General features: G+C 34.3%; 17 protein-coding genes. 15 read left to right on the top strand and 2 right to left on the bottom strand.

Annotated elements, in window-relative coordinates; translation table 11 throughout:
* Nucleotides 1-11 precede the first annotated feature (11 nt).
* The 11 genes from ACIQ4I_RS07630 to hpf all read left to right on the top strand — a co-directional run bounded on the left by ACIQ4I_RS07630 (nt 12) and on the right by hpf (nt 12,946).
* Complete coding sequence (locus tag ACIQ4I_RS07630; RefSeq protein WP_403094739.1) at nt 12-920, top strand: class I SAM-dependent methyltransferase; 909 nt, start codon at nt 12-14, stop codon at nt 918-920.
* Nucleotides 913-1,959, top strand: a complete 1,047-nt coding sequence (gene pseI / locus ACIQ4I_RS07625) for a pseudaminic acid synthase (protein WP_403094738.1) — start codon at nt 913-915, stop codon at nt 1,957-1,959. The genes ACIQ4I_RS07630 and pseI overlap by 8 nt, the downstream gene beginning before the upstream one ends.
* Before the next feature lie 14 nt (nt 1,960-1,973).
* Nucleotides 1,974-3,107 carry a UDP-4-amino-4,6-dideoxy-N-acetyl-beta-L-altrosamine transaminase gene (gene pseC, locus ACIQ4I_RS07620; RefSeq protein ID WP_403094736.1) on the top strand — a complete coding sequence of 378 codons (1,134 nt, stop codon included), beginning with the start codon at nt 1,974-1,976 and terminating at the stop codon, nt 3,105-3,107.
* Between the two features lie 95 nt (nt 3,108-3,202).
* On the top strand, nt 3,203-3,574 hold the full coding sequence (locus tag ACIQ4I_RS07615; RefSeq protein ID WP_403094733.1) for a flagellar protein FlaG: 372 nt from the start codon (nt 3,203-3,205) through the stop codon (nt 3,572-3,574).
* A gap of 14 nt (nt 3,575-3,588) precedes the next feature.
* Complete coding sequence (fliD, locus tag ACIQ4I_RS07610) at nt 3,589-5,136, top strand: flagellar filament capping protein FliD (RefSeq protein ID WP_403094731.1); 1,548 nt, start codon at nt 3,589-3,591, stop codon at nt 5,134-5,136.
* Nucleotides 5,137-5,179: 43 nt separating this feature from the next.
* The gene (gene fliS, locus ACIQ4I_RS07605) at nt 5,180-5,578 is read left to right on the top strand and encodes a flagellar export chaperone FliS (protein WP_403094729.1); all 399 of its coding nucleotides are present in this window, start codon (nt 5,180-5,182) and stop codon (nt 5,576-5,578) included.
* Nucleotides 5,578-5,937: a flagellar protein FliT gene (locus tag ACIQ4I_RS07600; RefSeq protein ID WP_403094728.1), complete on the top strand. Its 360-nt coding sequence runs from the start codon at nt 5,578-5,580 to the stop codon at nt 5,935-5,937. The genes fliS and ACIQ4I_RS07600 overlap by 1 nt, the downstream gene beginning before the upstream one ends.
* A gap of 174 nt (nt 5,938-6,111) precedes the next feature.
* Nucleotides 6,112-6,498, top strand: coding sequence for a PilZ domain-containing protein (locus ACIQ4I_RS07595; protein WP_403094726.1), 387 nt, complete (start codon nt 6,112-6,114; stop codon nt 6,496-6,498).
* A gap of 253 nt (nt 6,499-6,751) precedes the next feature.
* Nucleotides 6,752-11,371: a hypothetical protein gene (locus ACIQ4I_RS07590; RefSeq protein WP_403094723.1), complete on the top strand. Its 4,620-nt coding sequence runs from the start codon at nt 6,752-6,754 to the stop codon at nt 11,369-11,371.
* A 529-nt stretch (nt 11,372-11,900) separates the two neighbouring features.
* Entirely contained in the window at nt 11,901-12,275 is a 375-nt protein-coding gene (locus ACIQ4I_RS07585) for a PilZ domain-containing protein (protein ID WP_403094722.1), read from the top strand.
* Between the two features lie 110 nt (nt 12,276-12,385).
* Nucleotides 12,386-12,946, top strand: coding sequence for a ribosome hibernation-promoting factor, HPF/YfiA family (gene hpf / locus ACIQ4I_RS07580; protein WP_403094719.1), 561 nt, complete (start codon nt 12,386-12,388; stop codon nt 12,944-12,946).
* Nucleotides 12,947-13,102: 156 nt separating this feature from the next.
* On the opposite strand, the gene ACIQ4I_RS07575 is transcribed toward hpf, so the two are convergent.
* A complete protein-coding gene (locus ACIQ4I_RS07575; RefSeq protein ID WP_483880685.1) occupies nt 13,103-14,035 on the bottom strand; it encodes an LCP family glycopolymer transferase in 933 nt (310 codons plus the stop codon).
* A 478-nt stretch (nt 14,036-14,513) separates the two neighbouring features.
* Between ACIQ4I_RS07575 and secA the strand changes: the two genes are divergently transcribed.
* Together secA and prfB are read left to right on the top strand one after the other, a co-directional pair.
* Complete coding sequence (gene secA, locus ACIQ4I_RS07570) at nt 14,514-17,024, top strand: preprotein translocase subunit SecA (RefSeq protein ID WP_403094717.1); 2,511 nt, start codon at nt 14,514-14,516, stop codon at nt 17,022-17,024.
* Nucleotides 17,025-17,512: 488 nt separating this feature from the next.
* Nucleotides 17,513-18,611 (top strand): peptide chain release factor 2 gene (gene prfB / locus ACIQ4I_RS07565; protein ID WP_403095111.1). Its coding sequence is split into 2 segments (ribosomal slippage): nt 17,513-17,584 and nt 17,586-18,611, totalling 1,098 coding nucleotides; the frame shifts between segments, so codons are not numbered across the junction.
* Nucleotides 18,612-18,673: 62 nt separating this feature from the next.
* On the opposite strand, the gene ACIQ4I_RS07560 is transcribed toward prfB, so the two are convergent.
* A complete protein-coding gene (locus tag ACIQ4I_RS07560; protein WP_403094714.1) occupies nt 18,674-19,957 on the bottom strand; it encodes a helix-turn-helix domain-containing protein in 1,284 nt (427 codons plus the stop codon).
* Between the two features lie 573 nt (nt 19,958-20,530).
* On the opposite strand from ACIQ4I_RS07560, the gene ACIQ4I_RS07555 reads away from it, so the two are divergent.
* Both ACIQ4I_RS07555 and ACIQ4I_RS07550 read left to right on the top strand, forming a co-directional pair.
* A complete protein-coding gene (locus ACIQ4I_RS07555) occupies nt 20,531-20,764 on the top strand; it encodes a hypothetical protein (RefSeq protein WP_403094711.1) in 234 nt (77 codons plus the stop codon).
* Between the two features lie 97 nt (nt 20,765-20,861).
* Nucleotides 20,862-21,746, top strand: coding sequence for an ABC transporter ATP-binding protein (locus ACIQ4I_RS07550; protein ID WP_403094709.1), 885 nt, complete (start codon nt 20,862-20,864; stop codon nt 21,744-21,746).

The following is a 21,746-nucleotide window of genomic DNA, read 5'->3' as shown; positions in this document are numbered from 1 at the left end:
GAGAATATTTAATGGATCATACTGGAAAAGTAGTATCTCATAAAGATGGTCATGATATAATTGCTTGCGAAAAATGTGGTTTTTACCATGTATATCCCTTTCCTTCTCAAGAGCAAACTGAAAATTTGTATTCAGAAGAATATTATCAAAAAAATAGAAAAGATTATATAAAGAATTTAGAAGAAGACAAAGAATGGTGGCAAAATTTATACTCAGAGCGTATCCAACAAATATCGACGTACTTAAATAACGATGAGGATATAAATGTACTCGATATAGGGACAGGTGCAGGCTATTTTTTAACTGCCGCTAAAGAAGCTGGATGGGAAGAGTTAGGTATAGAACCTTCTACAATGGCTAGTTATTATGGGAAAGAAAATGGTTTAAATATAATACCAAACTTTTTTGATGAAAATATCAGTAACAAGATAGGGAAGTTTGATGTTATTCATATGAATCATGTATTAGAACATATGTTAAATCCTACAAAAATTCTTCGAATGATACATAATAATTTAGAGAATGAAGGGGTTTTTTGTTTAGCTGTTCCTAATGATTTTAATGAGTTACAACAAATAGCATGTACTTTAAATGAAAATAAAGAATGGTGGATTACTCCTTTTGAACATATTAATTATTTTTCATTTGATAGTTTAAAAAAATTACTTGAATCAAACGGATTTAAAGTTTTGGAAGAAACAACGAGTTTTCCAATGGAGTTATTTGTTTTAATGGGAGAAAATTATATTAAAGAAAGTACTTTAGGAAGACAGTGCCATAAAAAACGAAAAAAATTAGAAAAAAATCTGTTTACTAATAACCCAAATCTAAAACAGAAATTGTATAAAAGTTTAGCAAAAGAAGGGTTAGGAAGAGATGTTATTTTAATAGCTAGAAAGAGAGGGAGTTTAGATGATTAAAGTTGAGAAGTATTTAATTGGCAGTGAAAGTAAACCATTCATTATTGCAGAAATGTCTGGTAATCATAATCAATCTTTAGAAAGAGCTTTAGAGATTGTTGATGCAGCAGCTGCGTCAGGTGCACATGCATTAAAAATTCAAACGTATACAGCAGATACCTTAACTTTGAATGTACATGGCGAAGGATTTGATATTGTAGATGAAGGGAATTTATGGAAAGGTAGAAACCTATATGATCTTTACAATGAAGCTTACACACCATGGGAATGGCATAAACCAATTTTTGACCGCGCAAAAGAATTAGGTATGATTGCGTTTAGTACCCCATTTGATGATACAGCCGTTGATTTCTTAGAAACATTAGATGTGCCATTATATAAAATTGCATCATTTGAAAATACAGATTTGCCATTGATTAAAAAAGTAGCCTCTACAGGAAAGCCTATGATCGTTTCTACTGGTATGGCAACAGCTGCAGAATTAGATGAAATGGTACGTACAGCAAAAGAAAATGGTTGTAAGGATTTAATTTTACTGAAATGTACAAGTACATACCCTGCAACACCCGAAAATACAAATATTACAACAATTCCTCATATGAGTGAGTTATTTGATGTACAAGTTGGTCTCTCAGATCACACTATGGGTACAGGAGTTGCAGTTGCTGCAGTAGCATTAGGTGCAACAGTGATTGAAAAACATTTTACATTAAATCGTTCTGATGGTGGAGTAGATTCAGCCTTTTCTATGGAGCCAGCAGAAATGAAGGCTTTAGTTGAAGAAACAGAACGTGCATGGCAAGCATTAGGGAAAGTAACTTATGGACCTACTGAAAAGGAAAAAGCCTCACTAAAATTCCGTCGTTCAATTTATGTTTCTCAAGATATTAAAGCTGGAGACACATTCACTGAAGAAAATATTCGTATTGTTCGACCAGGGTATGGATTAGAACCGAAGTACTATCCAACACTTTTAAATAAAGTAGCGAAAAAAGATTATTTAATGGGTACTCCAATCAAATTTGAAGATTTAATTTAATGAGGCGATAACAAATGAAAAAACGCAATGATTTCCTTCCATACAGCAAGCAATGGATTTCAAATGAAGATATCGAAGCGGTAATTGAAACGTTAAAATCACCGTTTTTAACAACAGGACCAAAAGTAAAAGAGTTTGAAGATGCTATTGCAGATTATGTAGGTGCTAAATACGCGGTATCATTTGCAAATGGTACGGCAGCATTGCATGGAGCTTGTTATGCGGCAGGTATTACAGATGGCGATGAAGTAATTACAACGCCTATTACATTTGCTGCAAGTGCTAACTGTGCACGTTATATGGGTGCAACAGTTGTGTTTGCTGATATTGATGAACAAACGTATAACATTGATCCAAGTGAAATTGAAAAAAATATCACAGATAAAACGAAGGCAATTATTCCAGTCGATTTCACAGGTCAACCGGTGGATATTGATCGTATTATGAAGATTGCAAAAGAGCATGATTTAATTGTGATTGAGGACGGAGCTCACTCTCTTGGAGCGGATTATAAGAATCGTAAAGTTGGTCTCACTGCGGATATGACGATGTTCAGCTTCCATCCAGTAAAACCTATCACAACAGGTGAGGGTGGCGTTATCGTAACAAATAATAAAGAATACTACGAGAAATTATTACTATTCCGTGGTCATGGCATTTCGCATACACCTTACTCAGAAGAACAAGGTGGTTGGTACTATGAAATGATTGATCTTGGCTACAATTATCGTATGACCGATATTCAGGCGGCTCTTGGTATTTCTCAAATGAAAAAGTTGGATACTTTCATTGGAAAACGTCGTGAATTAGCATCGATTTATACGAAAAAAATGGAAAATACTGACACATTAACAGCGCCATATCAATTAGAAAATACGAAATCGGGTTGGCATCTGTATTCTATTCAGCTCGATACAGAAAAACTAGGAAAATCACGTAAAAAAATTTTTGAAGAGATGCGTGCAGCGAATATCGGTGTGCATGTACACTATATCCCCGTTTATTGGCATCCATATTATCAAAGTTTAGGGTATGAACGGGGCTTATGTCCGAAGGCAGAGAAGTGGTATGAGAATGCATTGACATTACCATTACATCCAAAGATGAGTAATGAGGATGTTGAGGAAGTATTGAGTTATTTTAAATAAATCAATAAAGAAAGGAGATTTCTTCTTTCTTTATTGATTTTTTTTTTTCTAAACCGATATTACTTTTAGAAACGAAAGATGAAGGAGGGATATAAGTGAAAATCGTCTCAGAAAATACATTTGAAAGCTCAAAAACTTTACAAGCTTCTACAATACCTAAGGCTAATTCGATTGTAGAAAGTAGTAAAACTTTAGCTAGTAATTTACAGCCTTATGATATGACCGATGAAAATGGATACCCTACTGAACAAGCTTATCAAACAGCTGTTAATAAATTAAATGAGTTTATGGAATATAGCCAAAGAGATTCAAAATTTGTTTTCCATGAAGAACTTGGTCGTTATTATGTAGAGATAGTTAATGCTAAAACAAAAGAAGTTGTAAAAGAAATTCCACCAAAGGAATTACTTGATGCTTATTATGAAATGCAAAAATTAGTAGGGAAAATGTTTGATAAACAAGCATAAAAGGAGGAAGAAAGATGGTTTCAGTAAACAATTCAGCCAGTAGTCCAAAAGTGGCGTATTCTTATTTACAATACAAAAATAAAGTCAGTGGTTTAGTATCTGGCATGGATATTGATTCAATTATGGAGAAATTGATGAAGGCTGAAAGTGCTCAAATGGAGAGACTTCAGCAACAAAAGCAAAAATATGAATGGCAACGTGATGCATATCGTGAAGTAAATACATCTTTATCAGCTTTTAGAGATGGTATATTTGATAATTATGGACTTAGTGATAAATGGAATGCTAAAACAGCAACAAGTTCATCTAGTGCAATTTCAGCAACAGCTACAAATTCTGCAACTGGAACACTTACTATTTCAGCAGCAAAAGCAGCAACTGCTGGTAAATCAGTTGTTCCATTAGCTCAATATAAAGGAGTACAAATTACTGATAGTACTACTATGGCTGATTTGGGTATTGGAGAAGGAACATTCAAAATTAAGGCTTTAAGCGAAGATGGTACATCTTATATAGAGAAAGAAATTAAGTACTCTTCAACAGATAAAGTAAGTAGTATTATGTCTAAAATTAACTCATCAGGTGTTGGTGTGACAGCAATTTCTTCAGGAAATCAAGTTTCCCTAACTGCTAATAATGCTGGTAAAGGAACTCCTACTGATGGTTCGATTAGTATTTCGGAAGATGCAAATGGATTGTTCCAAACATTAGGAGTTATTAAAGATATTACTTCTCAAACAGGAATTATTGCAGATAACGGCAAAGATGGATGGTTTAAAGTTAATGGTATTAAAATAAACGGAACATCTAATAAATATTCTATCTCAGGATATACCATTACTGTAAATGAAGATATTGCTGCAGGAAGTACACCTGCAAAAGTTTCATCTACAACGGATACAGATTCATTAGTTAATAAAGTAAAAGAATTTGTTGAAACTTATAATGGGTTGATTAAAGGGTTAAATGGTAAGGTAACTGAGAAAAAGAATGTAGATTTCGCACCATTAACAGATGCTCAAAAAGCTGAAATGTCAGAAGACGAAATTAAAAAGTGGGAAGAAAAAGCTAAAGCAGGACTTTTAAAAGGCGATACTAATATTAATTCAGCTTTATCTTCAATGCGTTCAATGCTGTCTCAATATGGAAGTAGTTCAGGAAATAGTTTATATAATTTAGGCATTACTACATCAAAGACATGGTCTGAAAACGGTAAATTAGAAATTAATGAAGAGAAATTACGTGCAGCTATCGAAAAAGATCCTGATGCTATTACTAAAGTTTTCAACGGTACCGCAGTAGCAGGAGAAAAGGGTATTATCGCTAATTTACGTGATATTGCCAAAACAACAATATCTAGTATTGAACAAACTGCTGGTAAAGCAGCATCTACATCAGATTCATCATATTCTTTAGGAAGAACAATTTCAAGTTTAGACACGAAGATTTCTGATTGGAAAGATCGTCTAAAAGCTATCGAAAACCGTTATTGGAATCAATTCTCTGCAATGGAGACAGCGATTCAAAGGGCAAATAGCCAATCATCTATTTTCCAAGGATAATTAAGTAAGTATTTTTGGTTTCATATAAAAGGAGTTGTTCAATTTGTCAGTACAGCAAGCATACAATGCTTACAAACAAAACAGTGTTACGACCGCGTCCCCAGGCGAACTGACATTAATGCTTTACAATGGTTGTATCAAATTTATCCATCAAGGGAAAAAGGCGATAGAAGCCAAAGATATTCAAAATAGAAACAATAATATTCAAAAAGCACAAGCGATTATTTCGGAATTAATGGCTACGTTGAATATGGATATACCAATTTCAAAAGAAATGTTCAATTTATATGAATATATGCACCACTGTTTAACCCAAGCCAATATAAAAAATGATTCTGCTATTTTGGATGAAGTTGAAGGACTTGTAACTGAATTCCGAGATACTTGGAAAGAAGTTATTAAGATTAATCGGCAAAAACAATATTCCGGAGATCAATTCTAATGGAGCTACTCCAAGAGTTATTACAAGTATCCGCTCAACTATTCAAGCACTTAACAATGCTCCCTCCAGATAAAGAACGTGATGACTATATCAAGAAAATCGATGACTATTTGGACAAGCGTGGGGAAATTATTGAGCAATTACAACAAATCGAAGTGAATCCATTACCTGGGCATCCATTTGAAAAGCAACTCCGTGAGCTTGATAAAGGTATACGTGACCGCTTGCAAAAATCAAAAAATGAGATTGCACAAGATATAAAAAATCTGCAAAAATCAAAAACATCTGAACGTAGATATGTCGATCCTTATGCTAGTGTTCGTGTGATGGATGGTACTTATTTCGACGGAAGAAAATAGTAGGTGATCCTACGTTATTTCTAACAAAAAATTCTGGTGAAACTTTTTGTTTCTCCAGAATTTTTTTCTTTCCTCGTAATGCCATCACAATTAAGTCTTTCTCCTCCCCCTCTTTCCTCCTATTAACAAATTATATATAATGAAAACTATCTAATAGAGAAGGTGACGTGTTTTATGAAGTATAATCGTAAAGAGTCATTTCGTCATGAGTTTGAACGAAGAGTAGATGCTCAATATAAATTGGTGATGGGAGAAGCGGGGAAAGAAACATTTACACAAGATGCTTTTTGTCATTTAGTTGATTTAAGTCCTAGTGGTACAAAAATAGAAATGTCTCAAAGCTTACCAGCAGAGACTCAGTTGATTAGAATGGAATTGAATTTTGTGCTTTATGCAAAGCCAATTTCTGTGCAGGGCGAAGTGAAATGGAAGCGACCAAAAAATGGTGAGTATCTATATGGTATTGATCTAGATACTGACGATGTATTGGAAGCTTTGATTATTTCTGAGTTGAAATTGCGTCGCCGCCAAGAAGTAAATGAAAAAAAGCTAAATATATAACTCAAAAAAAATTCTTGTATAAGGTAAATACCTCTATACGAGATTTTTTTTTGATTGTGTAAAACTTTAATCTTTATTCTTCAAAAAATAAGCAACTAAAAACTTGGTAACTTTAGACGATATAAGGATTAATAGAATGTTTAACTAAATGTTAAAATTTACCATTTAATAATTAAATTGTTATTAGATTAAAAAGAAACGTCTTTATAAAAGGAATACTATTCAACATCTTGAAAATAAGAGGAGGATTCTCGTGCGTAGTAAATCTTTAGTATCAATGGGCCTAGCCTCTGCGTTAATCGTACCAACTTTAATAACATCTGCTAATCCGCAAATGGTACATGCGAAATCTGCTTCGAAAGTAAACGGAGCAGCACAACCAGAGGTTAAAAAGGTATCTAATAAAATAAGCAAAAAAGCAAAAGCAGTGATTAAAAAAATCAAAGCGATTAATCCTAAAAAATCAAACTATATCGCCAAAACAAAATCTGCTAAAAATGCTTACAATAAACTATCCAAAAAAGATAAAAAGATGGTTACAAACTATTCTACACTCAAAAAACACTGGAACAAAATTCAGCCATCGCTTAAAAAGATTGATCAACTCAACAAAAGTGTCTCAACACTAAATACTAAAAACATCACGACTAAAGCTACAAGTGTTCAAAAACAATATAACAGCTTAAACGCAACAACAAAAGCTGCCGTCCCTACAGCAACTGTTAAAAAATTGAATTATTATGCGGATGTTAGTAGTACACATAAATTAATGCTAATGTCAGTTGATACAGATAGTATGGATGGATCTGTAATATTAAATATTATCAATTCTTATAAAAAATTATCTGCGGGACAACAGACACTATTAAGAGATTTATTGGATGATAGTAAATATAACGAAGAACCAAGACTTGATAGATATTTAGCTTTAGAAGATGTAGTGAAAATCGCAGCTGATATAGAAAAAAAATATGCAGCTTTGAAACCAGCTAGTAGTAGTAAATATGCTCAGGATTTAGTTGCTTTATATAAAGAATATGCTGCTACTGCTAACGAACCGAAAAAATACATGCCTCATAATAATGTAATCGCTAATATTGGGAACGTATATAAAAAACAAATTGAAGATGCTTCCAAATTCTCAGATGAAGTTGACAAATTAGAAGCGGGCTCAATTTCTACGGATAATATTCTTTCTACTATAAACAATCTTTCACAATATAAAGAAAAGGGCATTACTGATCCTACTTCCAGCTATCCAAAAGTAGCACCAATTGATCTAGCTGATAAGAAAGATGTAGCAACATATAACAAATATGCTCCAATTCCAGCAATTGTAGATGGATTCAATTCATTTCCAGTATTAAACACTGTAACTCCTGGAAGTCTATCATCTTCTACGGTTTCCAAAATGGCAGATTTACTTGCACAATACAAGAAATTAGGCGCAAATCAAAAAACGATTGTTCAAAACTTAATTCCAACTAAAAGTGACTATCTTTCAGAAGATAAAAACATCGCAAACGCACAAGCAATCGATAAAAGTTATGATATGGCATTAAAAAATAAGAGTAAACCATCTTATTACAATGATCTTCTTAAAGCATCCAATGCTTATGATAATGCGCCTGATGAAGTAAAACGTTTTGTAGGGAAAGTAGATGCTATAAAGGGGAGTACTACTAGTAAAGATTATTTGGAAGCAATAAACAATGTGAAGAAATTTACAGAGAAGGTAAATGCAATTCCAAACGCTTCAATTCCTGAAAACGCTGAAAATGCTATAGCTGAAGCAGTCTCTGCTTATAATACAGTTGCTTCAAATCCAGCTTGGTTAGCACTTGTAGATAAAAACACGCTAAAGACATATTTAGATTATGCGAAAGTGCCAGATGTTTTAAAATCGGTTGCCAAAATACTAGCTGCTACATCTTACAAAGCAAATGATATTACCAATATGTTATCTACTATAAAAGACTATAAAAAATTGGGTGGACCGCAAAAGCAAATTGTAGATGCTAAATATCCATCATTCAGTAATATCGTTGCGGATGAGGCAAATATCAAAGAAGCACAAAAAATTGACAGTTCTTATTTGAAACTGAAAAAGTCAAGTAAAACGTATCCTAGCGATGCTAAAAAAGTATTCACTTCTTATGATGATGCTTCAGATGATGTGAAGAAATATGTAGTAAACGGGGATAAAATTGCTAAACTATTGAACACATTTACACCTGTGCAAGAACGTGTGACTGATTTTGAAGAACTAGTTAAACCGTTAAGTAAGAAAAGTACAATTAAGAATGTAGAAGATGCAGTTGATTACTATAACAAATACATTAGCCCAGATCCTAAAGCCAGTAGTTTAGTAGATAAAGCAATTATGAAAAAATACAATCAATACGCACCAATTTCAGATGTTGTCAAAATGTTTAGCCTTATTAAGGAATCAACGGTTAATTCTCCTACAATTACACCAACTGATGCGAAATATATTCAAAAAGTTATTAAAGCGTACAATGCATTGGGACCAGATCAACAAATGATTGTGGATAATGAGGATCGTTCTAAATTCCCATTTTTAGAGGATGCAGAGGAAATAACAGCAGCTGAAGTGATTGATAAAGCTTTTGAAAAGATCAAACCAACTGATGACAAATATGAAATTGAAGTTCTTGATGTATATTACAAACTATACGATCGAGCACTGCCTATCGTAAAAAAATATGTTGCTAATAAGGCAACACTAGAAGAAATCGGACAACGCTATAAACCTCAGTTAGATAGAGCTAGAGAGTTTGAAACGATGGTAACAGATATGTCGCATGTTAGCCAAAAAGGGAATACGCCGGGTGTCCTGGATGTCAGAAAACTTGAGAAATATTATGAAGATTACATCAAGTACAACATTATTAATGCGAAATATAATGTGCCACTTAAAACGCTAATCGATCCCGATATTTTGGCAACTTATGAAAAATATTTGCCGATTTTGCAAATTCAAGATATCGCAAAAAGTTTATATGTACAATATGGAAAATTATTCAACTATGAAAATAACAAAAAAACACCAATTGGATATACGGATACTGGTAAGGCAGATGGTACACCTATCAAAATTACCAATCCAAATGATATTAATAGTATTTATAAAGCAATTGAACTTTATAAAAAATTAGAGTCTCCACAAAGAGCAATACTTGATAAAGCACCAAAATTCCTTGGAGACCATGAATATGAAGACAAATATCATATTCCTTACACTGGAGATCATGTTGAAAGTGAAGTTATTCGTCCATCTATTCCATTAAGTGATGACGAAATTAAGAACTTCTTGAAAGCCCAAGAAATAGATAAAGCTTTCGAAGCTTTAAATCCATCAAGTGAATCTTATCCACTTGATGCCGTTAAACTGTATTATCAATTTAATAAAGCTGGAAAGAACGTTCAAATCTATGTTATGCATGAAAAAGAAATAGAAGATTTTAAAACTAATTATAATACCGCAAAAGTAATAGCTGGACTAGATGATTTTGTTAAAGCTGTTAATGCGTTATCTAACGATAGTTCATATGCAGCCGTTAAAGATGTCGTAGATAAATACAACAAATTAAACGAAGCTCAATTAGCTTTATTAGATAAACCAACTTTGACAAAATACAATAGCTATGCACCAATTGTTGAATTGAAAACTTTAGCAGGTAAAGTAAATAATCCTGTGAACGGAAAATACAAGGAACCCGACATAACTACAATGCTACAAGCCATCGCAATTTACAAAAAGCTTGGTAAAGATCCTAAAGCAATTGTAATTAGAGAAGTTGTTCCAGATTATGCCTTTTTAAATCATGAAAAAGAAATCAAAGATGCTCAAAAAATTGATAAAACCTACAAAGCCTTGGATAAGAGTGACGATAAATACGTAGCGAATCTTAAAAAGGTAATTAAAGACTATGATAAATTATCTGCTATTGCTAAAAAGTATGTGGTCTCTGATATAGATGCAGCAAGAGATTTTTTAGTAAATAAAACACCAAACCAGAAAGCAGAGGATTTCGAAAAATCAGTTATGGATTTACTCGATAAGTATCCGATGACATATAAAGATGTAAAAGCAGTAGTAGATGAATATGAAGGTTTAAGCTCCAAAGCAAAATCATTAGTCGACAGCAATATATTAAAGACTTACAACAAATACGCACCAATTGTAACGATAGTGAAAACATTACAAAATATAGACCCTAGTAGCAATCCAAGCAATGAGAAAGCTGGATATTATAAAAATAAATATCCAAAAAGAGATGTAGCGAGTGAACTTTCAGATGCTATTAAGTTATACGGAAAACTAGGTTTAGATCAAAAGGATGTTATAAATGATACAACAATTCCTGACTACTTGAATGCTGGACAATTAGCTCTATTAAAAGAATCAGCTAATATTAAGGCTGCCCAAGATCTAGATAAGAAGACAACATCCATTAAAAAAGGATCTTCTGGCTATGTAAAAGCTGTAATTGATGCGAATAAAACGCTTAAGGTGATGCCTGGTGAGCAAAAAGTGTACCTTCAAAATGCAGACACACTAAAAGGTTATGCTACTAGTAAACAAATGATACAGGCTATTGATGATTTGGCAAACTTTGAAAAAGGTGTTGATAGTGTTGAGGAATTATCTTCCGATGCACAAGTAAATAAAGATAGTATTATTAGTACTTTGATAGATCTTGTAAAATTATATGACAAACTAAATACGACAAGATTAATCGATGGTTCAGAAACGAAGTTATCTACATTAATTGATCGTAATAAATTTGCACGTTATCAATATTACCTTGCAGTGTATGACATCATGGATTTAATAAAAAAGAATTAGGTAATAGTGTTAGCACTTAATAATCAAAAGCCTCCTTTACTTGGTAAGGCCACTGAAAAAGTCTATAAAGTATTCTTAAGCAAAATCTTAAACGATTTATTTATCGTTAAGATTTTGCTTTTTTTGTTTGATCCCGTTGATTTCCGTTTCAGACGTACGCCGAGCTACCTCGTTGCTAGGTTTTGCTGAATCTCGACTGTCTCGCTGTTCCCGCTGAGTTGTCACCTTTCACTCAATCAAGAGCCATTGCTATCAAGTTTTCTATCACTCATCTAAAAATAACTGTTTTCCTGTATTACTAGGGCTATCCACGAAAATTGAGCTTAAATTCATGAATCACTCCTCCAATCCAAGAAATTCGAATTGTAACCAAGGCTCTCTCCATAAATTTATTCTTGTTACAAACCAAGAATATTCATCAAATTTTACATTTAGTTCATATTTTATAAAATTTCTAAATATTTACTTTTGTTATTCGATATTAGAGTGAGAGGTTATAACATACATATAAAGTAGGAAGGTGGAATTGGTGGAATATAGGCGTAGGGAATCATTTCGGCATGTGCTAGTTCATGAAGTACCAGTGACCTACAATTGTCAAGATGGTGGGTTGAAGACATATCGACAAGGTGAAATTGTTGAGATTAGTCCAAGTGGTTTAAAGCTTTTTACTGAGGAAAACTTGCCTTGTGAAAAAGGAGAAATCGAATTGGACTTGTCATTTAAGTTATATTCGAAACCGATTAATGTAAGAGGAGATGTTCGTTGGAAGAAGGTCATTGGCGGTGGTTATCAATATGGCGTTTTTTTGAATACAGTGGATGAACATCAAGAATTAATCATTTCTGAGTTGAAACTACGACGAAGGAAAGAAGTTTTTGAGTTTAAAAGACAAAATTCGTGATTTTATTTGTTCAAAAAAGCGTAAAAAATAAATTTTTTTTTCGGTTTTAAGAAGGAGTTTTTGGGGAAATGTAGAATATGTAAGTATGGTTGAATAAAGGAGGAGTTTACATGCTAACATTTAACATTCGTGGTGAAAACATTGAGGTAACTCCAGCAATTCGCGAGTATGTTGAAACAAAGATCCAAAAATTAGAACGTTATTTTAATAATGATCTAAGCGCAACAGCAAACGTGAATCTGAAGGTGTACAATGACAAGAATACGAAAGTGGAAGTAACGATTCCTATGAAAAGCTTAACGTTACGTGCAGAAGAACGTAATGGTGACATGTACGCAGCAGTTGACTTAATCACTGCTAAATTAGAACGTCAAATTCGTAAACATAAAACAAAAGTGAATCGTAAATTCCGTGATCGTGAAGGTGTAGGTCTATACTTCGCAAGTGTTCAGGCTGAAAACTCTGCTACTGCTGTAGCGGATGCTGAAGATGATTTATCAGTTGTTCGTACAAAACAATTTGCTTTAAAACCAATGGATCAAGAGGAAGCTATCTTACAAATGAACCTTCTTGGACATGATTTCTACATTTTCACCGATTCTGAATCTGATGCTACGAATATCGTGTATAAACGTAGAGATGGTAAGTATGGTTTAATCGAAACAAACTAAGTTCAAGTGTAATCTAAATCGATTACTTATAATAAACCCAGCTGACAATCAGCTGGGTTTTCTTCTGGCAACTATTCATACAGATTTTAATATCCATAAAATATAGGTTCAATAAGGTTCTCCTTTATTTAGTAGAATCACCAGAAATACATTATATTATTTTACTTTTTTCGTTGAAGAAACTTCTAAATGCTTTTGTAAAGTACTAGAAGCTTGAGATAACTCTTTTTTATCCATGATGTAATACCAAATGCCATTAATAATCTTGCCTTGCCCTTTTTCAAAGTGAATTTGTTTGATATCTTTAAACGATTGTCGATAATTTTGTTGTAATTCTTTTATTTGGTTAAATGTTAAGTTCGTTGAGACGTTCTTGCCAAGAATATTGAAAATATCTTGATATTTCATTAGTGTTTTTAATGATGTACCCTTTTCTATAATAGATTGAATGACTTGCTTTTGACGATTTTGTCTTCCAAAGTCGCCTTGTGGATCTTCTTTACGCATTCGAACGTAATCTAATGCAGCCTCTCCATCTAAAGTGACCATTCCTTTTTTAAAATGATGGCTTCCTTGTTGGAAAGCTATCTCATTCTGGACTTGTATATCACCAAGTGTATTAATGACTTGTTCAAATCCTTCCATATTGACTTTAGCTACATAGTCTATTGGGATGTCCAAAAGTTTTTCTACGGATTTCATTGACATTTCGATACCGCCAAATGCATATGCGTGATTGATTTTGTCTTTCGTGTTTTTACCAACAATTGTTGTATACGTATCACGTGGGATACTTACCATTAATGTGTTTTTCGTTTGTGGATTAACTGATAGGACAATGATCGTATCTGAGCGGCCTTTATCATGTTCTCGTTCATCTACACCGAGGAGTAACATTGAAAATGGTTGCTTTTCTTGTAATGTTACTGGTTGAGCGCGCTGCTCAGTCGGAGTATGTTCAATAGGTGTATAAATTTTCTCAATTGTTGAAGTAGCGTTATAATAAATAGTATAAGCGAATCCCCCTATACCAATTATGACAATGATTATGATGCCCAAACACCATTTCATTAATCTACTTTTTTTCAATTGTATAACCTCCAAATATGATATTTTCCGAATGGATAGGGAATCTTGTGAATTAATAATCTTATAAATTGTCAAGCTTGTTGATTAGGATAAAATAGGAAGAATATTCTTCTGTAATCTTACTTTCAAGGTGTTTGTATTTCACTGTTTATTGATTGTAGCGGAAGATTGCTCGACTCCCGCGGGTAAAGCGTGGCAGCTGAGACCCTGCACGGTGCGTGTATCGGTAGAGCATATATTTTTTATGGAGAAAACTGGATAATCAACACGTATGATAAATTATATTATTTCGATGGGGTCTTAATGAAATGATGTCCAATATATTCGTTTATTTATTTATAATCTCCTGTATATTTTATGCATTTAATAGCTTTTTAATAATTAGAAAAATTAATAGGATGAGTCTTATCGTACATTTGCACTAATTACTTATACAGTGTTAAAATAAAGGTTGAGACTATATAGGATGTGAAAATGAATGCCCAGCATATTGAATAAAATTTTTGATCCAAATAAAAAAGAACTTAAACACTTAGAAAAAGTTGCAAGTGCAGTTGAAGCATTTGCTAAAGATATGGAACAACTTTCTGATGAACAACTAAAAGCAAAAACGGATGAATTTTACCAACGCTATTCTGAAGGTGAAGATTTAGATAGCATTCGCCCAGAAGCTTTTGCTGTTGTTCGTGAAGCATCAAAACGCGTATTAGGCATGTACCCATACCCTGTACAAATCATGGGTGGTGCTACTCTTCATGAAGGTAACATCGCAGAAATGAAAACTGGTGAAGGTAAAACATTAACATCTACTTTACCTGTTTACTTAAACGCACTTACTCATAAGGGTGTTCACGTTATTACTGTCAACGAATACTTAGCTAGCCGTGATGCTGAAACAATGCGTCCTTTACACGAATTTTTAGGCTTAACAGTTGGTTTGAATTTAAACAACATGTCAAAAGACGAAAAGCGTGAAGCTTATGCATGTGATATCACATATAGCACAAACAACGAATTAGGTTTCGACTATTTACGTGATAATATGGTTCTTTACAAAGAAGAACGTGTTCAACGTCCTCTTTACTATGCTGTAATCGATGAAGTTGACTCCATCTTAATCGATGAAGCGCGTACGCCATTGATTATTTCCGGTCAAGCCAATAAATCAGCTGCACTATATAAACAATCAAATGCATTTGTACGCATGTTGAAAAAAGATGAAGATTTCAACTACGAGGTTGAAACGAAGGGCGTTACTTTAACTGAACAAGGGATTGAAAAAGCTGAAAAAGCATTCAATATTGAAAACCTATTCGATTTAACTCATGTTGGATTAAACCATGCGATTAACCAATCTTTAAAAGCACATGTAAGTATGAATTTAGATGTAGATTATGTTGTGCAAGATGGAGAAATTTTAATCGTTGACTCATTTACTGGTCGTATTATGCAAGGTCGTCGTTATTCAGATGGACTTCACCAAGCAATTGAAGCAAAAGAAGGCGTGGAAATTCAAAACGAATCCATGACTATGGCAACTATTACATTCCAAAACTACTTCCGTATGTATGAAAAACTATCTGGTATGACAGGTACTGCAAAAACAGAAGAAGAAGAATTCCGCAACATTTACAATATGTATGTGGTTAGTATTCCTACTAACAAACCGATTGCTCGTGATGATCGTCCTGATTTAATCTATGCATCAATGCAAGGTAAATTCGAAGCAGTTGCCAATGATATCGCTGAACGCCATAAGAATGGCCAACCGGTTCTTGTTGGTACTGTTGCTATTGAAACTTCCGAGCTGATTTCACATTTATTATCTAAACGTGGTATTCCTCATAACGTATTGAACGCGAAAAACCATGAACGTGAAGCTGAAATCGTAGCAGAAGCAGGTCATAAAGGCGCAGTTACAATTGCTACAAACATGGCTGGACGTGGTACGGATATTAAACTTGGTGAAGGTGTCCTTGAAGTAGGCGGCTTAGCTGTAGTTGGTACAGAACGTCACGAATCACGCCGTATCGATAACCAATTACGTGGTCGTGCGGGTCGTCAAGGGGACCCTGGCGTTACTCAATTCTATCTTTCACTTGAAGATGAATTGATGAAGCGTTTTGGTTCTGAAAGTATGAAAGCTATGATGACTAAATTAGGTATGGATGATTCTCAACCAATCCAATCCAAAATGGTATCGAAAGCTGTAGAATCAGCACAAAAACGTGTTGAAGGTAACAACTTCGATGCTCGTAAACGTTTATTACAATATGATGATGTATTACGTCAACAACGTGAAATTATCTACAAAGAACGTTTTGAAGTATTAGAAACTGAAAATATGCGTGGATTAGTTGAATCGATGGTGGATGAAGAATTAGTCAACGTAGTACATTCTTATACAGCTGAAGAAAATGCAAATGACTGGAATTTAACAGGTTTAGCAACCTTTGTAGGTGCTAATTTACTTCATGAAGGAGTTGCAACAGAAGAAAATCTTCATGGTAAATCTCAAGAAGATATCATCGAATTCCTTCGTGCAGAAGTGAAAAAAGAATACGATCGCAAAGAAGAAGAACTTTCACCAGAACGTATGCGTGAGTTTGAAAAAGTTATCTTACTTCGCGGAATTGACTCTAAATGGATTGATCATATTGATGCAATGGATCAATTACGTCAAGGTATCCACCTACGTGCGTATGCTCAAACAGATCCACTTCGCGAATATCAATCAGAAGGTTTTGCGATGTTCGAAACAATGGTTGATGCAATTCGTTCAGATGTCGCTAAATATGCGATGAAAGCTGAAATCCGTAGCAACTTAGAACGTGAAGAAGTGGCTAAAGGTGAAGCAGTTAATCCGAAAACAGAAGAAAACGGACCTGCTAAACGTAAACCAGTTCGCAAACAACAAGAGGTTGGTCGTAACGATCTATGTCCTTGTGGTAGCGGTAAAAAATATAAAAACTGTCATGGCGCTGTTTAATCTAGCCCTTTCAGATTCATATAGTACACTCTTCTTGAGTTCTTGTAACCACAGAGTGATATTGGCAAAGGGGCTGTCCAAAAGAGCTTTTGGACAACTCCTTTATGCCTTTTATTAGAAGCTCTGTTTTAAGAAATTTGGTGACTTAAGCGAAGGTGAAGACTCCTGCGGGAAGCGTCTTTGTAGCGGAAATATTAATAGAAAAGTGGAGGTGAATGCCCCGACACACACTCCTGCCGAAAAACTGGCGGGCGAGACCCCGGAGTGAGCGAAAATTCTTTTTGCTCTGCAAAAGGAATTTTCTGCGACGAAGCTAGCGAAGCGATGCAGGAGCATAGGCTTTTCGAATGAGGAGGCTCGCCAGTCAGTCGGTGGAAAGGGAGGGGCAGGCACCGGAACGGGTTAGTTAAATACTTTGAATTCTTACGATAATATTTAACACAGAACCTGTATTTTTAGACAGTAACAACTTTGGAGGAATGGAAATGATCGAATTATCAGATGTTCGAAATGAGTTAGATAATACTGCTAAGAAATTAGCGGACTTTAGGGGGTCTCTTTGACTTAGAAAACAAAGAGGCTCGTATTCAAGAATTAGATGAAATGATGCTTGAACCTTCCTTCTGGGATGATCAAAACAATGCTCAAAAAATCATCAATGAATCAAAAGGCTTAAAAGATATTGTCAATGAATTTTACGTACTAGTCGAAACACAGGAAAATCTTGAAATGACTTTAGAGTTATTAAAAGAAGAACCTGATGAAGAATTGCAACAAGAGCTTGGCGACGAAATGAAGGAATTCTCAAATCGTACTTCAGAGTTCGAATTACAATTGCTTTTAAGCGGCGAATACGATCAAAATAGTGCAATTATAGAATTGCATCCAGGTGCAGGTGGTACTGAATCGCAAGACTGGGGATCTATGCTTTTACGTATGTATACACGCTGGGCTGAGAAACATGATTTTAAGGTTGAGACATTGGATTATTTACCAGGTGATGAAGCAGGTCTAAAATCCGTTACGCTTGCAATTAGAGGGCATAATGCATATGGCTATTTAAAAGCAGAAAAAGGCGTTCACCGCTTAGTTCGTATTTCTCCATTTGATTCAGCTGGTCGTCGTCATACATCCTTTGTTTCTTGTGATGTGATGCCAGAATTCGATGACGAAATTGCCGTTGAAATTCGTTCAGAAGATTTGAAAGTGGATACGTATCGTGCATCAGGTGCAGGTGGTCAGCACATTAACAAAACAGAATCTGCTGTCCGTATTACCCATTTGCCAACAGGCGTTGTTGTAGCATGCCAAGCCGAACGTTCACAAATTAAAAACCGTGAAAAAGCAATGAGTATGTTACAAGCAAAATTGTATCAACTAAAAGTAGAAGAACAACAAGCTCAATTAGATGACATACGAGGTGAGCAAAAGGAAATTGGTTGGAGTAGCCAAATTCGCTCTTATGTATTCCATCCATATTCAATGGTAAAAGACCATCGTACAAATACGGAGACAGGAAATGTACAAGCTGTTATTGATGGTGATATTGATCAATTTATCAATGCTTACTTGCGCTCACAATTATAATCAACCAAAAACTGTGGAAGAATGAAAATGTTCTTCCACAGTTTTTTTAAAATTGGCTATTACTAGTAGGTGGTTTTTTTAAAATCTTCAGAAATATTAAGCGCTATCCTGTAATACTTGGCTGCCATTTTATAAGCCCGTAGCGAGTTGTAATGGTTAGCGAGTTCAGTGCTTATTTGTTTTACGAGTAAAGGGTATTTTCCATCTTGAGCTAGCTGAATGGCTTGTTGGAGGCCTTTTTCGTAAGATGGAAAATCAAAGCGTATTTTATAAATTTGGCATTTTAAATAATTGAGTTGGATATATTCATTTGGTACGTTATAAGCATGGGTTAGCCTAAAGGCTTTTTCTAAATATTGGTTGGCTTCTTCCCAATTTTTCAATTCTATATAAACTTCTGATAAGCATTTTAAGGCATGGATAGTTAGTTCTTCATTACCTGAATTGGTATCCATTTCGATACTTTCAGTAAAGTACATAATAGCTTGGTCGTATTGTTTTTGGAGTTGATGGATTCTGCCATAGTTGAATTGAATAATGGGTTCATAGTAGTTTAGGTTGTGCTTTTTTGAGAAAGTATCTAGCTGTTGTAGGATATCTAAAGCCTCTTCATAGAGCTCATTGCGATGGTATTGAATTGCTAATTGAGATAAGGCATTACCGATTCCAATGTTATAGTGTTCTGTTTGGAAGAGATTTAGTGCTTTCTTGTTATAGAGTCTAGCAAGCTCTAAATCTTCATCAATTTTTGTACGTATTAACGAAATATTGTAGTAGGCTTTGCCTATTCGAAGGGGAGGTTCGTCCCCTTGAAGTGAATTTAAATGTAGGTTTGCATATAAAAAGGCTTCGGTATATTTGTTAGTAAAGTAATAGTATTTCGATAAAATATCGAAGTAATACGAAATTTCATTTTCTGAAGACGAGTAGTTTGACGAGATGATGTTCTTGGATTGTTCCACGAGTTGGTGAGTCTCTTCGATCTCATGATTTAAGTAGTAAGAGATCAATACTGAATAGATCTTAATTAATGTAGAGTTAGGGTGATTTTCTCGAGCATGTAATTTTAATAAGGCCAAATTTTGAGAAGTAATCTGTTTGGTTTCCATAAATAATTCATAGATACGGTGAATATCATACTCAATATTTTTAACATTGGTGTTCATAAGAAATTCAAAATCAACTTCTAATGCTCGGGCAACTTTTACTAGAAATGAATAAGAAGGTTTTGTTTTCCCACTTTCAATTTTACTAATATAGGTTGTAGAACAAATTCCCTTTACCAATTCCGTTTGTGTGAATCCTTTATGTATTCGTATTTGACGAATTCTTTCACCAATCTCCATCTCCGCACTCCTCTCCTTTTTCTTTATCTGAAATATTTCTCTCTATTATGATACCTTATAAAATACTATTTTTACCAGATTCAAGGAGTGGGATTTTCGGAAGTTGGATTATCAAGCATTTATTCAAGCATCCAAGATGTCATTAGAAAATGTAGCAATGATTTGTTCGCTACTCAAGTTATCAGTTTAGGTTTGTCTGAAGAAGAATTCGACGAATCGATTCTCAAGGATGCAGCTACTACGACTTTTACATCAATAAATTCCACACAAAAACCCTTGTAGAATCTTCTACAAGGGTTTTTATTCGTTTGCTAGGACTCTTTTCTATATCTGAAATGGGATTAATTGTAATTTTAGTTAAAAATACTTTCATTTTTCTTCTTTTTTCCTCATGCTTTTTCGTATATTTTTACTTATTTCATTCAACTTTCGGTTCCTATTAAAGTAAGGATAGGAAGTTCATTAAGGAACTGTTACCGTGCGTATTCTAATGAATCTTCTTTACTTAATCCTTTTTTAATCATCATGGACCCATACGCCATAGACGGAGTGGCAGAATCAGGAATATTTAAAATGGAATTTGACAATAATTGTGTAATAAGAACCAATAATTTACATTTAGTATATTCCAATGTCAGAAAAAAAGACTTCCGACTAGGAATCGTATACGAAGCCAATGATTCAACAATCATGGAACAGTTTTCAAAAGCGCTTCTGTTACACGGGGAATTACGAGACGTGATAGAAAGAAGCGTTTTAAACGGAAAAGAAGTTACCATTCAATGGGTTACCAAAGGAGGGAATTAATATGAAAAACCTTGTGAAATATGGATTCTGTGCTCTAGCAGGAATTCTTTTGGTCGTTTTATACAAAACATTTTTATAATGAAAGAAGGGAACTACTTTGAAACTACAAATTAATGAATTAAATAAACATTTTGGACCGTACCATGCGGTGAAAAATTTATCTTTATCTGTGGATGAGGGAGAAGCTGTTGGTCTACTTGGGAGAAATGGTGCTGGGAAAACGACAACAATTCGGATGATCCTCGGGTTATTATCACAAAACTCCGGAGACATCCTTTGGAACAATCAACCTCTATCACGCAACGATGTAAAGTTAGGCTACCTGCCTGAAGAACGAGGATTGTATCCTAAAATGAACATGCTCGATCAATTGGTCTACTTTGGTCAACTAGAAGGTATGAAAAAAAGTGAGGCCAAAAATGAAGCTTTAAATTGGATTGAAGAACTGGGCATGAGCCAATACATCAAAAAAAATACCGGCGATCTTTCGAAAGGGAACCAGCAAAAAATTCAACTTATCGCGGCAATTATGCATAACCCGGATCTTATCATCTTAGATGAACCGTTTAGTGGACTAGACCCTGTCAACGCACAAATGTTAGAAAAAGTCATCCGTGATTTAATCGAACGAAAAAAGACGCTCATCTTCTCGAGTCATCGGATGGACAGTGTCGAATCATTTTGCGATAAAGTCTATCTTATGAAACAAGGTGAAGTTGTGCTTTCTGGCTCCATTTATGAGATCAAAAATAAATATGGTTTCAAATATGTCAACATCGAATCGGCTGATTCGTTAGAGGAGCCTTTACATCAGTTGGATACGGATTTTGTGAAAAGAGGAAAAGAGTATCAGGTCCAAGTGAAAACAATAGAACAGGGTATCAGCTTAATTGAAAAATTAAAGAAAATAGTAAATATAAGGAAAATAGGGATTGCCGATCCATCCCTTCATCAAATTTTCATTGAAAAGGTAGGGGATTAA

It is taken from the genome of Rummeliibacillus sp. NPDC094406, from assembly GCF_044763875.1.
In the GTDB taxonomy this organism is placed as follows: domain Bacteria; phylum Bacillota; class Bacilli; order Bacillales_A; family Planococcaceae; genus Rummeliibacillus.
The sequence above is the reverse complement of the archived record's forward strand: the minus strand, read 5'-3'. Positions and strand labels throughout refer to the sequence as shown.